Origin of the sequence: Actinomadura sp. NEAU-AAG7, assembly GCF_018603865.1 — a bacterium.
In the GTDB taxonomy this organism is placed as follows: Bacteria; Actinomycetota; Actinomycetes; order Streptosporangiales; family Streptosporangiaceae; genus Spirillospora; species Spirillospora litoris.
The window spans coordinates 1,201,042-1,214,947 of sequence record NZ_JAHFZY010000001.1 but is presented as its reverse complement, the minus strand read 5'-3'; the positions used below and the strand labels follow the sequence as shown (position 1 = coordinate 1,214,947).

The following is a 13,906-nucleotide window of genomic DNA, read 5'->3' as shown; positions in this document are numbered from 1 at the left end:
CCGGAGCCACGTCCGGGCTCACACGCCCGGTCGCGGCAACGCCCGCGACACTCGCGCGACCTCCGGAACACGCGTCCCGGCACCGGCCGACAACGTCGGCACCCCACCGCCCAGGGCATCGTCACCGCTTACCGCCCTGGACCGCCGATGACGGGGCCGTCGGGCCAGAGGGAGACCAGGTCGGCGGGGGTCAGGGGCGTCGAGTAGGCCGCGCGGAGTACCTCGCTCTGGGTGGCGGTGTCCGCGTCCGCGAGGTGGACGAACCAGTCGATTCCGGCCGGATAAGACCACAGGTAGGTGCGCAGCTGGGGATCGCGGCGGTCCGTCAACGCGTCGGCGATCACCGCGTCCCTCCACCACGGGACGCGGCGCCGGGCGTGATCGGCGAGATCCCTGATCGGTACACCGTCGTCCAGGCCGAGGTGCAGTTCGGCCCGGACGAGCTGGATGTAGTGATCGAGCCGGATCCGGGCGATGAGAGCCTGGTCGTCCGGGGAGATGAAGAGCGGCAGCGTTTGGGCCAGCCCTTCGAGGAGCACCTGCTGCAAGGCGTGGACGGACATCAGCGGCACCCACGGCACCGAGCCCTTCACCGTCTCGGTCCAGCTGGAACTCTGCAGGCCATGCCCGAGGACTTCGTGGAAGGCGAACCGCCGCGCGCCGACCTCGGTGAAGACCGCGTTCCGCAGGTTCAGCCGCAGCCGAACGCTGTTTCCCGCGCCATCGAGCCAGTACGCCCAGTACGCGTCCACGTCGGCGGTCTCGATGTGAAGCTCGAACGGCGCGGTGCTGCCGGTCGCCTTCCGGACGGCCGGCTCGAACCGGTCGCTGGCCTGCCGGATCTCCTCGGGCGCCGCGTCGAGGTCGAGCGGCCCCTCCGCCTCGTTCAACTCGGTGTCGGTCACCGCGCCCCAGCCGACGCCAAGGCCCGCCAAGGCCGTGCGCGCCCGCTCACCTATCGCGGTGACGTACTCCGCCGACCAACCCGCGGCCCCACACCCCTGCGTGACCTGCACGTACTCGGCAAGCGGCCGGTGCTCGCCGAGCAGGGCACCGAGATAGGCGATGTCCGCGTCGAGACGTCCGGCCAGGCAATCGACGCCCTCGGCGCGCTCCCGCAGCTCGATCAACCGCCGGTAGACGTCGAGTCGGCTGCGCGCGGGCTCGATCTCCTCCTCCACGGGACGGCAGTCAAAGTCGATCACCGGCGCGCATCCGCGGCCCACCTCGTATGCGTGCCAGGCCCGCAGGGCGGACTCCACCTCGTCCCGCACCGTCTCAACGTCCAGAAGTTCCACGACCACCCCAAGATCAGCTTTGCCCCGACCCTAACTCCCTACATGACCTTCGTCACATGGCTACTTCAGCCAAAGTCCGGGCTCCTTCCGCACGGTTGTCACCCGGCCATGACCTGGCCGCATAGTCCCAGTCCTATGGGGTCCGCAGGTTCCTGCGATAACCGGATGCGAGGACGGGACTCCCGGCGTGCGGCACGTCGAGCCGTTGCTCAGGTTCCCTCTGACGGACCCGCCGGAACGGAGCCGTTCACCTCAGGGCTCATTCCATCCACGCGACGGGCGCCGCAGTTGCGCCGCCTCGGGACAGACCACGGAAGCGGTCCCTCAGCCCGCCGAAAGGCCGCGATTCCGTTTGTCAGAGGGCACCGATAGCGTCCCAGGTGACGCCACGCCGCGAGCGGGCAACACAGCTGAGGCGAGTCGGACCGTTCTCCGGTTCACCGATGAGTTCGGGCGGCCCGGAAGGTCCATCAGGGATAGAGCACATCGACGACTCGCAGGGAGACCACCATGAAGAAGATCATCGCGGGCCTGTTCATCTCACTCGACGGCGTCGTGGAGGCGCCCGACAAGTGGCACTTCCCTTACTTCAACGATCAGATGGGTGTGGCGGTCACCAACAGCATGGTCGGGGCGGACACCATGCTGATCGGACGCAAGACCTACGACAGCTTCGCGGGCGCCTGGCCCGGCCGTGAGGCTGCGGGCGGAGAGGACGCCGAGTTCGCCAAGACGCTCGGCGACGTCCGGAAGATCGTGGTGTCCAACCAGCAGCTGGAGTTCACCTGGCGCAACTCCGAGCAGCTCAAGGGCGACCTCGTCCAGGCGGTCACCGCTCTGAAGAACGAGCCCGGGGACGGCTTCATCTCCATCCCCGGCTCGATCTCGATCATCCGCCGCCTGCTGGACGCCCAGCTGATCGACGAGCTGCGCCTGCTGGTGCACCCGATCGCCATCCGCAAGGGCATGCGGTTGTTCGACGAGGGCGACACCTCGATCCCGCTGAAGCTGATCTCCTCGGAAGCCTTCGACACGGGCGTGCTCAACCTCATCTACGCCCCCGCCGAACCTGCCAAGCAGGCCACCTACGACGACGCCAAGTCGCACCTGCCCAACGCCGAATAGCCATCGCGAGAAGCCGCAGCGCTTGTACCTCCACAGGACGCGTGCAACGCGCTGCGCCCCCGCGCACCCATCAGCCCGCCCCCTCCAGAACGAGGCGGACGTGCGCCCCAGCGCCCAACAGCCAAGGCGCAATCGTTTGTCGGCCCGGTTCATGGACGTCGGAGCAACGCACTCCATGAACGCGAGGAGCGACGCCCGTCCGGCCGCAAACCACGGGACCGTTGGCGCAGGGCACCGTGACACCCCGGTGCGGCCCGCCCAGCGCGACGGGTGCTCGATACGGGCGAACGGCTGGTCGGCAACGAATCCGGTGAAAGGCTAGTAGGCGAGAACCCACCGGTGATTCGCGCCGCTCGCCGTCCCGCCAGCCATTCCGACAGCCCGCCGGGCGGCGTGTCGGGCGGCGCGTCGGCGGGATCGAGCTGCGGGAAGTCCGTGCCCCGCGCCCCGCCCGCGCCCCGCCCGCGCCGCGTTCGGGGCCGCCACGCCGCCCGGGCCAGGCCCCGGCATCACCTGTTCGGCAGCATGGCCAGAAACTTCAGCTCCGCCGCACCTCCGGAGATCAGATCCAGGCATTCACCTGGGCCTCCTTGACCGGTACGAGGACGCGCCGTCCGCCCGGTCATGCCGGATGACCTCCGTGCAGAACCATCCGGAGACGATCAAGACGAACGCCCCCGGACTCCCGCAATGGCGTCCGGCAGGCAAAAAGCTGAGGCCGCGCCGCACACCTGCATACGGACCTGCGGCGTCGCGGCCCGCCGCACTCGGCCAGCTCGTCCGTAGGTGCCCCACAGGACCACCATCCCCAGCAGAAGTGCGCCATCATGCCGGCCGGTGCCCAGGACACCATGATCTCAATGACGGAGAGTAGCGAGCAAGGCATGGATGGTGACTCATGCCTTACTGCACGCCCGATTCTGGATAGTTTTGACCATAATCCAGCGGTTCATCCATTCTTGGCCAGAATCGATCGATGGTGGCTCCCGGGTCGGCCCACGGCCGGTCCCCACCACAGATCATGGAGGCGAGAATGCGAACGACCCGCAGGAACCGAAGACGGTCGGCGACGGCCGCGGCCGCCGTGCTGCTGACCGGCGTACTCGGCGCGCCGGCCCACGCCGCCGAGGGCATCGTGATCAACGCGGACGCGCCCGGCACGGTCGACGGCCAGTACATCGTGGCGCTGAACGGCGCGACCTCTCTCGCGCCGACCGCCGCAGCACAAGTGTCCGCGCAGGCCAGGGACCTGGTGCGCCGTCACGGCGGCTCGGTCCAGAGCGTCTTCAGCGCCGTGCTGCGCGGCTTCGCCGCCGACATGACCGCCGAGCAGGCACGGCACCTGGCCGCGGATCCGGCCGTCCGGTACGTGCAGAAATCGGTGATGGTGCATACGGCCGGGCCCGGTACGCAGCCCAGTCCTCCGTCCTGGGGGCTGGACCGCGTCGACGGCAGGCAGGACCGCACCTACGCCTACCCGGGCACGGGTACCGGCGTTACCGTCTACGTCCTGGACACCGGTGTCCGCATCAGCCACCGGACGTTCGAGGGCAGGGCGTCCTACGGCTATGACTTCGTCGACAAGGACACCACCGCGCAGGACTGCCACGGCCACGGCACGCACGTCGCGGGCACCGTCGGCGGCGAGCAGCACGGCGTCGCGAAGGACGTCAGGATCGTCGCCGTCCGCGTCCTGGACTGCGACGGCTACTCCCCCGACCGCTACGCCATCCAGGGACTGGAGTGGGTCGCGAAGAACGCCCACAAACCGGCCATCGGCAACATGAGCATCGGCTCGGACCCTCCGGCCCCGGAACCGCAGGCGTTCCGCGAGGCGACGCGCGGCGCCATCCGCGCGGGCATCCAGTTCGCGATCGCCGCGGGCAACGACTCACGGAACGGCTGCGACGCCCCAGGCGACGTGGCCGAGGCCGTCACCCTCGGCTCCACGGACGAGGGCGACCGGCGGTCCTACTTCTCCAACTACGGCCGCTGCATCGACCTGTTCGCACCGGGCGGCGACATCGTCTCGGCGGACAACGAGTCCGACACCGGCGAGGTGGTCCTGGGCGGAACGTCCATGGCCACACCGCACGCGGCCGGAGCACTCGCCCTCTACCTGGAGGGACACCCCAACGCGACGCCTCAGGAGTCGCGGAACGCCGTGGTCAGGGCCGCCCAGCCCGGCGTCGTCTCCGACGCGGGCGGCGGCTCCCCGAACCTGCTACTGAACGTTACCGCCCTCGCCAGGCTGGCAGCGCGCCGTTAGCAGACGCAAGAACGCCGGTAGCGGGCGGTAGGACGGCACTCCTCGCCGTCCTCGACTCCACGAACCCGCCAGGCCATGTCCCGCCCTCCAGCGGTCACGCTCCCAGCATGAGGAGGACGACGGACGTGGCGCAGGCGTAGCCCGCACCGGTACGAGGCCCATCGCGAACGCCCGCGATGGGCCTCTCGTCTGGGCACCACCAGGCGGCCGCTCAGTCACGCCTGATCACGGCGAGCCAAGCACGAACCTGGGTCACGCCCTGAATCAGGTTGAGGTCGAAGGTGTCGGCGGTGAGGGATTCGAAAGTCCATCCGTTAGTGAACGCGGCGCGCAGCTCGTCCTCGCGGAACCGGCGCGGACCCCAGTCGCCTGGCTCCTGGTCACTGAAACACATCAGGTAGCAGATACCACCAGGACGCAGCGCGGACGCGAGAGCCGTGACATACCTGGCCCTGTCCGCATCGTCGAAAACGTGGAAGACACCGCTGTCGATCACGGTGTCAGCGGTGAGAGCCCGGCGCGGCAGGTCGAGCGCGTCGGCGACCTCGAACCGCACGCTCACGCCCCGCTCGGCCGCCTTCGCGCGGGCGCACGCGATCGCGGTCGGCGAGAGATCCATGCCGGTGACGGCGGCGCCACGTCCGGCCGCGAGCAGCGCGTGCTCCCCTGTGCCGCAACCAAGGTCGAGGACGCGGCCCGCCAACCTCCCCTCGTCCGCGAGCCGCACGATGGCCGGCTGCGGCCGACCGATGTCCCACGGCGGCGGCGTGTCCCCGGTGTAGCTGGCATCCCAGGATGCCTTCATGTCACGTGCCGAGACGATGCGGGCCTCATCGCCCTCGGCGATCACCACGACCAGCAGATGGCGCCCCGCGAGAGTGAGGCCGTAGAGGATGGTCGTGCCGTCCCGTCCGGGCGCCGACCAGTAAGGACGGTCAAGAACCGCCTCCCGCACCTCCTCCGGACTGACACCGTCCACAGCAAAACGATCTTCCAATAGATCACTGTCCCGAACCACCTTGAACTGATCATGCAACATCGACGTTCTCCTCCGGCTAGCGCCTCCGAACACACAACATCACTATCAAATTCTATAGCCAGCACCTAAGCTTGCCAGCACAAGCAGAGGTGAATCTTGGGCTGGATACATGATTCTAAAGTAGATGGAGCGACGAGTCGCTGACCGGGAAGGTCGGCCGGGCGGCGTTACCGCCCGGATGCCCAGGTCGTCCGCCGGGGATCAGAAACTCGCGCCGAGCGGGTACCGGATCGTCACCTGCGAGCAACGCCTCCGCCAAGGCTTCGACCCGCCAGGCGACCAGGACGCCGTGCCGAGCGAAGTAGATCGCGCGTAACGCACTCAGTAGGTGTCAGAGGGTGGCGATCCACACACAGGCGAGCGACCGCCATGTCCGGTGGCGCACGTCAGTGCGGCCGAGGGAACGTCGACGGCACGCCAGATCGTAGCCGTGGCCATCGCCGGTCCCCTCGCCCGTGTCATGGCCGGCGGCGTCCTGTGGGTGTCAGCACTGGACCGGGCCCTGTGCACGGGTTGCTTCTGCTGCCCCTTTTCGGTGATGGCCGCAGCCTTGTTCGCGGCCTGCGCGCGTCATGGAACCAACCGCCCGACCCGGACTGGATCGAGCCGTCCGCCAAGGGGAGCGACAGGGATGGCGTTCAGGAACAAACTATTCGAATTCTGACGGCCGACCCTCCTCGTGTGAATGCATTCCGCGGCTACTCGTGCTCATGCGGAACCGGGAGCACCTTCCGGGAAGGGGTCCGATTTGGCTTGGTCCGCGTCGTCCTCGGACAGGTAGCGGACCTCGGCCAGGCGGTAGGTGAGGCCGGTGACGATCGGGTCGAAGTACTCCCAGTATTCGCAGATCTTGCCGTGGGCGTCGAACTTGAAGATGCAGACGTAGGTGTTCTGGTACTTGCGGTCGCCGCCCTTCATGACGTTGTCGGAGTCGAAGCGCGCGATGAGGGTGTCGGAGTCGCGGTCGGCCCAGATTTCGTGGATGGGGAAGCGCAGGCTGTCGAACAGGTCCGGCACCGACTTCCAGTTGTCGTAGATGGCCTGCCTGCCGTGCAGGTGCCGCGGGAACATCTCGGTGCCGAACGGGTAGTAGTGTTCGGCGCCTTCGGCCCATAGCTCGATCCAGGAGTCGATATCCTTTTCCTCCAGCAGGCGCAGGAAGGTCCGCACCGTCGTCTTGTGCCGGTCGGGGCCACCCGGCTCGTCCGTGGTGTCCGCGCTCATGGGAAACCTCTTTCGATCAGGAGTGTGCTGTGAGAATGGAGAACGAGGGGCGACCCGGTCGGGGGTCCGGTGGTGGATAGGCCGGGAAGAAGGCGTCATGAAGGCCGTCGTCGTCAGGTAGTTGGTAGCGGCGGTAGATGTATCCACCCGGCGCGGTGGTGAAGCGCGCGTCGGCGGGCAGAAGGTGCGCCGCCAGAGTGTGGCGCCATGCGGCTCCCGTCCGCTGAGAACCGGCCGCACCGTGCCAGACGTTGCCGTCGTGGAAGACGATCGTGCCTGCCGGGACTTCGAGTTGGACCACGGCGGGATCCGCGACCCCCGCCGCGGCGGCGGACGCCCGCATCCGTGCGCGATGGTCGCCCGGATCGTGGAAGTCGGCTGGTAGCGGGGCGGTCGGCCAGAGGTGGGAGCCGGGAACGTACTCGATCGTCGCCGCGTCGGCGTGGGTGTCGTCGAACGTCATCCAGCAGGTGCTCATCGTCGCCGGTGCCAGGAAGTCGATAAAGGAGTTGTCCTGGTGCAGGCTCGACGGCCGCGCCAACGGCGGTTTGATCCAGATCGTGTCCTGGCCCAGGCGCGTCCTCGGCCATCCGTTGAGGTAGGCGATCCAATCGCCGACCCACGGCGCCTGGACGATCGATGCGATGAGATGGTCGGACTTCCAGGCGTTGGACATGTGCCGTGTCGCGTCGGGACGGCTCAGCCCTTCACGCCAGTACCACTCGTCCGGATAGGTCCCCGTCGGGAAACGACCTGTGAAGAGCCCTGCGAGACGGTCGCGTGCCCATCGGCACTCGTCAGGCGTGAGAGCGGCTTCCATGACGACGAATCCGTCGCGGTGAAAGCATTCGCGCGCGCTATCGGGCCTGTCCCACGGGATGATCAGATGCATGCGGCGAAAGCTACAGTACCTTCGTCAAGATCTATGATGGCCCGAAACTCTCTCGGAAACTAAGGGTCTTCTATGGAACTGTCACGGGCCGACCTAGAGATTCTGGTCGCTCTCCAGGAGAACTCTCGGCTGACGAACCGCGAGTTGGCCAAGCGGCTCGGTGCCGCCGAGTCGACGACGCACGAACGCCTCCGGCGCCTGGTCCGCGGCGGCGTGATCAAGCGGTTCACCGCGGAGATCGACCTGGCCGCACTGGGCCGGCCGATGCAAGCCATGATCGCCGTCCGACTGCGTCCCCAGAGCGAGGACGTCGTCGAGCGCTTCCTGAGAACCGTGATGGATGATCCCTGCGTGGTCGACGCAATCGTCGTGTCCGGTGAGATCGACGTTCTGCTGCGCGTCGCCGTACAGTCGGCCGAACACCTCCGCACCTTCGCCTGGCGCAAGGTCACCTCGGCGAAATCGGTGCAGTCGATCACAACACATCTGGTGTACGAGTACCGGCGCCGTCCGATCACAGCCCCGCCCTGACCGACTGCCCCGCCCACCTGGAGCGTCGCGAGGCCCCGCTGTGCAGCACGGGCAACCACATCGCCATGTGGCGAGGCGATCTACTGGCACCAGATCCACCGGAGCGGACTCCATGGACGACGTTTCCTCGGCACCGCCGAGAGTGAATAGCCAGGCAGTTGGTCAGGCACTCACGTAAGAGGCCCCTTCCGAAGATCGGAAGGGGCCTCTGAAGTGGAGCCGCCTATCGGAATCGAACCGATGACCTATTCATTACGAGTGAATCGCTCTGCCGACTGAGCTAAGGCGGCCTACCGTGCGGGGCACGGCGGGTAGCAGTCTACCGGGTGCCGGGGGGTGGGTGTGCACTGGTTAATCAGCGGCAGATCGTCCCGGGCTTCGGTGGATCGGCGTTGAGCAGGTAGTCGTCGGTTGCCCTGGTGATGCAGGGGTTGCCCTGGAGGTAGGCCGTGTGGCCGTCGCCGTCGAGGGTGAGGAGGACGCCGCTGGAGAGCTGGGACGCGAGGTTCTGGGCCCACTTGTACGGGGTGGCGGGGTCGCGGAGGGTGCCGATCACGAGGATGGGCTTGGCGCCCTTGGCGGTGACGGGCGTGGGTCGCGTTTTGGTCTGGACGGGCCAGTAGACGCAGGGGAGGCCGCCCCAGACGACGAAGGGGCCGAAGTGGGGGGCGACCCTCTTGGCCTCGGCCGCGGCTTGGCCGTAGGCCTTCGCGGAGGCGGGGTTGGGCTTGTCCACGCAGTTCACGGCCATGTTGGCGTCGGTCTGGTTGCTGTAGGAGCCGTCCGGGTGGCGTTCGACCATCTGGTCGGCCAGCGTCAGGAGGAGCGTGCCGTCCGACTTCTGGAACGCCTGGGCGAGGCCCTGGCGTAGGACGGGCCAGTTCTCTTTCAGGTAGAGGGCCGAGGCGATGCCCATGACCGCCAGGGCTTCCGTGACCTGGCGCGTGTCGCGGGTGTTGCCCAGGGGCTTCTTGTCGGTCTGTGCAAGGAAGGACGCGAGTTTGGTCATGGCTGCGTCCGTGGACGTGCCCAGCGGGCAGTTCGGCTTCTTGACGCAGTCGTTCGCGAAGGCTCGGAAGGCCGTCTCGAAGCCCTTGGCCTGCTCGACGAGCAGGCCGGTGGACGAGGTGGTGGGGTCGACGGCGCCGTCCAGGGCGAGGGCACGGACGTTGCCCGGGAACTGCTGCGCGTAGAAGGCGCCCAGGTAGGTGCCGTAGGAGGCGCCGTAGTAGGTGAGCTTCTTGTCGCCGACGGCGGCGCGCAGGACGTCGATGTCGCGGGCCGCGTTGACGGTGCCCACGTAGGGGAGCTCCGAGGCTGCCTTGGCCCCGCAGTTCTGGGCGAACTCCTTGCTGTCGGCGGCGAACGCGGCGGTCTCCTTCTGGTCGTCCGGAGACGAGTCCGCGGCGAAGAACGCGTCGAGCTGGGGGCCGGTGTTGCAGTGGACGGGATCGCTCTGGCCGACGCCCCGAGGGTCGAAACCGACGATGTCGAAGCGTTTACGCAGGTCGGAGCCGAAGGCTTCGGCGGCCTGGCGGACGAATCCGACGCCGGATCCGCCGGGGCCGCCCGGGTTGATGAACAGGGAACCGATCCGCTCGGACTTGTCCCGGGCGGGAAGCCTGATCAGCGCGATGCCGATTTTCTGACCGGACGGCTTGGAGTAGTCCAGGGGGACTTTGGCGGTCGTGCACTGGAACCCGCCGCCGCAGCCCTTCCAGGAGAGCTGCTGACCGTAGAACGATCCAAGACCGGTGGGAGCGCTCACGCCCACCTCCGAGGTGGCCTGCTTCTCGCCGGAGTTGCATCCGGCCGCCGCCAACGCCAGCACCGTGGCCGCGCCGATGAGCCTTGCTCCCCGCACCCTGATCCCCGTCTCGTCGTCACGGTCCGTACGTTGACGCATACGGTACGTCTTCCCGCCGGTGCGGGGCTACTTCTGCCCGTATTCGTTTTCGATGCCGTCCAGCAGCCACTTGAGGCCGCGTTCGAAGTCGGACTGGCCGTAGAGGCCGGACTCGAAGAGCGGCTTGAGGTGGGGCAGTTCGCCTCTTTCCACGAGGGAGCGGATGTAGGTCTGCTCAAGCATGCTGGTGTAGGCGCGCTGCAGCCCGTTCTCGCCGAGGTCGCGTACGTGCTGCTCGCGGACGGTGAAGCCCAGCATGTAGTAGTCGACGGCGGTGATGATCGCCAGCCTGGCCTCCGGGTCGTCGGTGAGGCGGGCGGCGGCGGCGAGGGACTGCTCGGCGTGTCGGAGCCCGTTCGGGCCCACACGGCTGGCCCGGCCGGCCAGTCCGAAGACCCACGGGTGCCGCAGGCCGGCGTCGCGCTCCCGGCGGGCGATCTCGATCATGGCCTCACGCCAGTCGTCCGGCGGCTCGCCCTCGACCAGGACCTCCTTGGCGATCTCGTCGTACATGAGGTCGAGGAGGTCTTCCTTGGCGTCGATGTGGCTGTAGAGGCTCATCGCGCGGACGCCCAGCTCGGCGGCGACACGGCGGATCGAGACCGCCTCCAGGCCCTCCGCGTCCGCGAGCTTGATCGCGGCCTCGACGATCGCCTCGCGGGTCAGCTTCGGGCGGCGACCGCTCTTCGGGCTCGTCCACAGATCGCGGGGCTGCTCGCGCTGACTCCTGGGGTTACCTGCCACGACGTTGATCGTACGCGATACGGCGTATCGATACGCTGTACGGATTCGGAGATACGGTGTAGCGTGTGGCCGATACGGCGTACGGAAGGCGGTTCGATGATCACCACAGCGGGTGCCCGGCCCGGCGGCAAGGAGCGGATCGACCCCCATCTCCGCACGCTCGCGATCGTCGTCGTGCTCGGCGCGATCATGACCGTCCTCGACAGCACGATCGTCAACGTCGCGATCAGCGCGCTCGGCAAGGACTTCGACACCTCGCTGTCGACCATCCAGTGGGTGGTGACGGGCTACACGCTGGCGCTGTCGATGGCGATCCCGCTGACCGCGTGGTCGGTGCGAAGATTCGGCTCCAAGACGATGTGGCTGCTCTCGCTCGGTCTGTTCATCAGCGGCTCGCTGCTGTGCGGGGTGGCGTGGTCGGTGCCCTCGTTGATCGCCTTCCGCGTCCTGCAGGGGCTCGGCGGCGGGATGCTGATGCCGATCGGGCAGACCATGCTCGCCCGTGAGGCCGGCCCCGAACGGATGGGACGGGTGATGAGCATCGTCTCGGTGCCCGCGATGCTGGCGCCGGCGCTCGGCCCGCTGCTCGGCGGGGTGATCGTCGACCATCTGAGCTGGCGGTGGATGTTCTTCGTCAACGTCCCGTTCTGCGTGGTCGCGCTGCTGGCGGCATGGCGGATGCTTCCGCGCGACACCGAGCGGAGCCCGGACGCCTCGCTGGACGTCCTCGGCATGCTGCTGCTGTCCCCCGGCCTGGCCGCCCTGGTCTACGGGCTGTCCGAGGCGGGCAATGGCACCAGCCTCACGGGCGGACGCTTCGTCGGCAGCGTGGTCGGCGGCGCCGTCCTGATCGCCGCGTTCCTCGTCCACGCCGTACGCAAGGGCGACGGCGCGCTCATCGACGTCCGGCGGCTGACCACCCGCGCGTTCACCAGCGCGACCGGCGGCTTCTTCCTCTACAGCCTGGCCGTCTTCGGGCTGATGATCCTGATCCCGCTGTTCGCGCGGATCGTGCAGGGCGAGTCCGCGCTCGACTCCGGCTGGCTCCTGGCGCCGCTGGGCGTCGGCGCGATGATCACGATGCTGGTGTCCGGACGGCTCGCCGACCGGTTCGGCGGCCGCTGGCCGGCCGCCGCGGGCCTGGTCGTCGTCCTGTGCGGCGCACTCGTGCTCACCTCACTCGACCCCTCGACGGGACGAGCGGTGATCATGAGCGCGATGTTCGTCGTCGGCGTCGGGCACGGCCTGATCGGCCCGTCCCTGATGGCGATGAGCTACCAGGGCCTCCCGCGCGAGGCGGTACCCGCCGCGACGACCGGCGCGAACGTCGTGATCCGCGTGGGCAGCTCCTTCGGCACCGCCGTGTCGGCGGTCATCCTGCAGATCGGCATCCGAGACAAGATCCCGGGCGCGAGCGGCAACCTCGGCGAGGCGGCCGGACAACCGGCGGCACTGTTGTCGGACGCCTTCACCGGCACCTTCTGGTGGCTCGGGGCGATCCTGCTGATCGCCCTTGTGCCGACCCTGACCATTCCGCGCAAGGTGAGGAGTTCACTGTCATGAGGATCCAGGGGGCGACGGGTATCCGGGCGGGGCCGCTCCGGTACGGGTGTCTACCGGCGCCCGCCGAACTCCCACTTGTGGACCTCGATGTCGGCGTACAGATCCGGGGCCAGGACGGCGCGTGCCGTGTCCGGGTCGGGTGCCCTCAGGAGAACCGCGGTGCCGAGCCAGGTGGCGCCGTCGTCGGACAGCAGCGGCCCGTAGGCGACCAGTTCGTCCTCGCCGGGCGGGACGGTGGGGGCGACGTCCTTCTCCGGGCCGAGGCCGAGCACGAGGAAGCGATCGCCGCCGGTCCGGCCACCGGGAAAGTCCCACATGGTGCGTCCCAGCATGTTGCGCCACCGCCGCAACAGCACGTCCCGGTAGACGCCGGCCTGATAGCCGGGCTCGTCGAAGGCGAACGCGCGAGCGGCAGCGGGATCGGGCAGCTCAACGATGTGCACGCTCCCGGTGGGCGTCTCATCATCGTCGGCGTAGGTGGGGCCACGAGCGATCAGTTCCCGCTCGTACCCGTCCATGTAGGCCCAGTGCTCTTCGCCCAACTTCCTGCGCAACGCCAAGGAGTCGGCGCGGTCACGGTGGTAGCAGAAGAACTCCATGCACCACAGTCTTCACTGCGCCCCGCAGCGAGATGGAGCGGGGGGAGGCCATGCACTCGCCGCGCGATCTTGAGTCGGGGTGGGAACGAGAGCCGGAGCCAGGCTCGAAGAACTGAGCCACAGCGGTCGGAGCGCTGAGGAGTAAGGCTGCAAGCGGCCGGAGAGGGGTCAGGAGCCGAAGACCGAGAGGGGAGGGCCGAGGGCGAAGCGGCCAGAGACCGCAAGCGGAGCGGCCCCCGGCCCCCACCGCGAACCGACGACCAAGTCCTGAGCCCCCATAGCCACCCCGACCGCCAACACTGCGGCACCGACGACACCGCCTCAGCGCGGCAGCGGTCAACCCCGCCGGCCTCCGTCCTGCACGCTTCGAGGCGCAGGGCGAATGAGTAGACGGCGCTCCTGGGGGTCACGAGAAGCAAGGTCAGCGAACAGAGGCAGGGCGAGGAGGCAGGAGGGCGGGAGGCCATAGCGCGGGAGGCCATAGCGCGGGAGGCCGAAGGACCGGAGGCCGGGGGGCGAGTGGTCGCACGGCGGGGCGTCACAAGGCGACACATCCAAGGCGGGAGAGCGAAGGACCGGAGGCCGGGGGGCCAGTGGCCGCAGGGCGGAAGACCGGAGGCCGGAGCCGGAGGCCGGAGGGCGGGAGGTCACACGGCGGGGCGTCACAAGGCGACACGTCCCAAGGCGGGAGGACCCAGGATTGTCGACCGGAGGAC

Annotated in this window: 11 protein-coding genes and 1 tRNA gene; 4 read left to right on the top strand and 8 right to left on the bottom strand. The window is 68.4% G+C overall.

Annotated features, from left to right (window positions below; all coding sequences use genetic code 11):
* Positions 1-128: 128 nt before the first annotated feature.
* Positions 129-1,298, bottom strand: coding sequence for a hypothetical protein (locus tag KLI87_RS05585; RefSeq protein WP_308165860.1), 1,170 nt, complete (start codon positions 1,296-1,298; stop codon positions 129-131).
* Between the two features lie 510 nt (positions 1,299-1,808).
* Between KLI87_RS05585 and KLI87_RS05580 the strand changes: the two genes are divergently transcribed.
* Both KLI87_RS05580 and KLI87_RS05575 read left to right on the top strand, forming a co-directional pair.
* Positions 1,809-2,423, top strand: a complete 615-nt coding sequence (locus tag KLI87_RS05580; RefSeq protein WP_156214544.1) for a dihydrofolate reductase family protein — start codon at positions 1,809-1,811, stop codon at positions 2,421-2,423.
* 1,033 nt (positions 2,424-3,456) lie between these two features.
* The gene (locus KLI87_RS05575; protein WP_214616072.1) at positions 3,457-4,692 is read left to right on the top strand and encodes a S8 family peptidase; all 1,236 of its coding nucleotides are present in this window, start codon (positions 3,457-3,459) and stop codon (positions 4,690-4,692) included.
* Between the two features lie 211 nt (positions 4,693-4,903).
* Here the strand turns inward: KLI87_RS05575 and KLI87_RS05570 are convergent, their stop codons facing one another.
* The 3 genes from KLI87_RS05570 to KLI87_RS05560 form a co-directional block, all read right to left on the bottom strand.
* Positions 4,904-5,731, bottom strand: a complete 828-nt coding sequence (locus KLI87_RS05570) for a methyltransferase domain-containing protein (protein WP_214616071.1) — start codon at positions 5,729-5,731, stop codon at positions 4,904-4,906.
* A 708-nt stretch (positions 5,732-6,439) separates the two neighbouring features.
* Positions 6,440-6,955, bottom strand: a complete 516-nt coding sequence (locus KLI87_RS05565) for a nuclear transport factor 2 family protein (RefSeq protein WP_214616070.1) — start codon at positions 6,953-6,955, stop codon at positions 6,440-6,442.
* Between the two features lie 16 nt (positions 6,956-6,971).
* The gene (locus tag KLI87_RS05560; protein WP_214616069.1) at positions 6,972-7,847 is read right to left on the bottom strand and encodes a phytanoyl-CoA dioxygenase family protein; all 876 of its coding nucleotides are present in this window, start codon (positions 7,845-7,847) and stop codon (positions 6,972-6,974) included.
* Between the two features lie 72 nt (positions 7,848-7,919).
* Here KLI87_RS05560 and KLI87_RS05555 point away from each other — a divergent pair, with 72 nt between their 5' ends.
* Complete coding sequence (locus KLI87_RS05555; RefSeq protein ID WP_156214550.1) at positions 7,920-8,378, top strand: Lrp/AsnC family transcriptional regulator; 459 nt, start codon at positions 7,920-7,922, stop codon at positions 8,376-8,378.
* Positions 8,379-8,592: 214 nt separating this feature from the next.
* Here the strand turns inward: KLI87_RS05555 and KLI87_RS05550 are convergent.
* The 3 genes from KLI87_RS05550 to KLI87_RS05540 form a co-directional block, all read right to left on the bottom strand.
* A tRNA-Thr gene (locus tag KLI87_RS05550) sits at positions 8,593-8,668 on the bottom strand.
* Between the two features lie 65 nt (positions 8,669-8,733).
* Positions 8,734-10,284: an alpha/beta hydrolase gene (locus KLI87_RS05545; protein ID WP_214616068.1), complete on the bottom strand. Its 1,551-nt coding sequence runs from the start codon at positions 10,282-10,284 to the stop codon at positions 8,734-8,736.
* A gap of 27 nt (positions 10,285-10,311) precedes the next feature.
* Positions 10,312-11,028, bottom strand: a complete 717-nt coding sequence (locus tag KLI87_RS05540; RefSeq protein WP_308165858.1) for a TetR/AcrR family transcriptional regulator — start codon at positions 11,026-11,028, stop codon at positions 10,312-10,314.
* A 96-nt stretch (positions 11,029-11,124) separates the two neighbouring features.
* Between KLI87_RS05540 and KLI87_RS05535 the strand changes: the two genes are divergently transcribed.
* Positions 11,125-12,591, top strand: coding sequence for a DHA2 family efflux MFS transporter permease subunit (locus KLI87_RS05535; RefSeq protein WP_214616066.1), 1,467 nt, complete (start codon positions 11,125-11,127; stop codon positions 12,589-12,591).
* 50 nt (positions 12,592-12,641) lie between these two features.
* On the opposite strand, the gene KLI87_RS05530 is transcribed toward KLI87_RS05535, so the two are convergent.
* A complete protein-coding gene (locus KLI87_RS05530; protein WP_156214554.1) occupies positions 12,642-13,190 on the bottom strand; it encodes a YciI family protein in 549 nt (182 codons plus the stop codon).
* Between the last annotated feature and the right edge of the window lie 716 nt (positions 13,191-13,906).

Coding starts and splice junctions, on each gene's coding strand:
- KLI87_RS05580 (WP_156214544.1), top strand. CDS start 1,809: ATGAAGAAGATCATCGCGGGCCTGTTCATCTCACTCGACGGCGTCGTG.
- KLI87_RS05575 (WP_214616072.1), top strand. CDS start 3,457: ATGCGAACGACCCGCAGGAACCGAAGACGGTCGGCGACGGCCGCGGCC.
- KLI87_RS05570 (WP_214616071.1), bottom strand. CDS start 5,731: ATGTTGCATGATCAGTTCAAGGTGGTTCGGGACAGTGATCTATTGGAA.
- KLI87_RS05565 (WP_214616070.1), bottom strand. CDS start 6,955: ATGAGCGCGGACACCACGGACGAGCCGGGTGGCCCCGACCGGCACAAG.
- KLI87_RS05560 (WP_214616069.1), bottom strand. CDS start 7,847: ATGCATCTGATCATCCCGTGGGACAGGCCCGATAGCGCGCGCGAATGC.
- KLI87_RS05555 (WP_156214550.1), top strand. CDS start 7,920: ATGGAACTGTCACGGGCCGACCTAGAGATTCTGGTCGCTCTCCAGGAG.
- KLI87_RS05545 (WP_214616068.1), bottom strand. CDS start 10,284: ATGCGTCAACGTACGGACCGTGACGACGAGACGGGGATCAGGGTGCGG.
- KLI87_RS05535 (WP_214616066.1), top strand. CDS start 11,125: ATGATCACCACAGCGGGTGCCCGGCCCGGCGGCAAGGAGCGGATCGAC.
- KLI87_RS05530 (WP_156214554.1), bottom strand. CDS start 13,190: ATGGAGTTCTTCTGCTACCACCGTGACCGCGCCGACTCCTTGGCGTTG.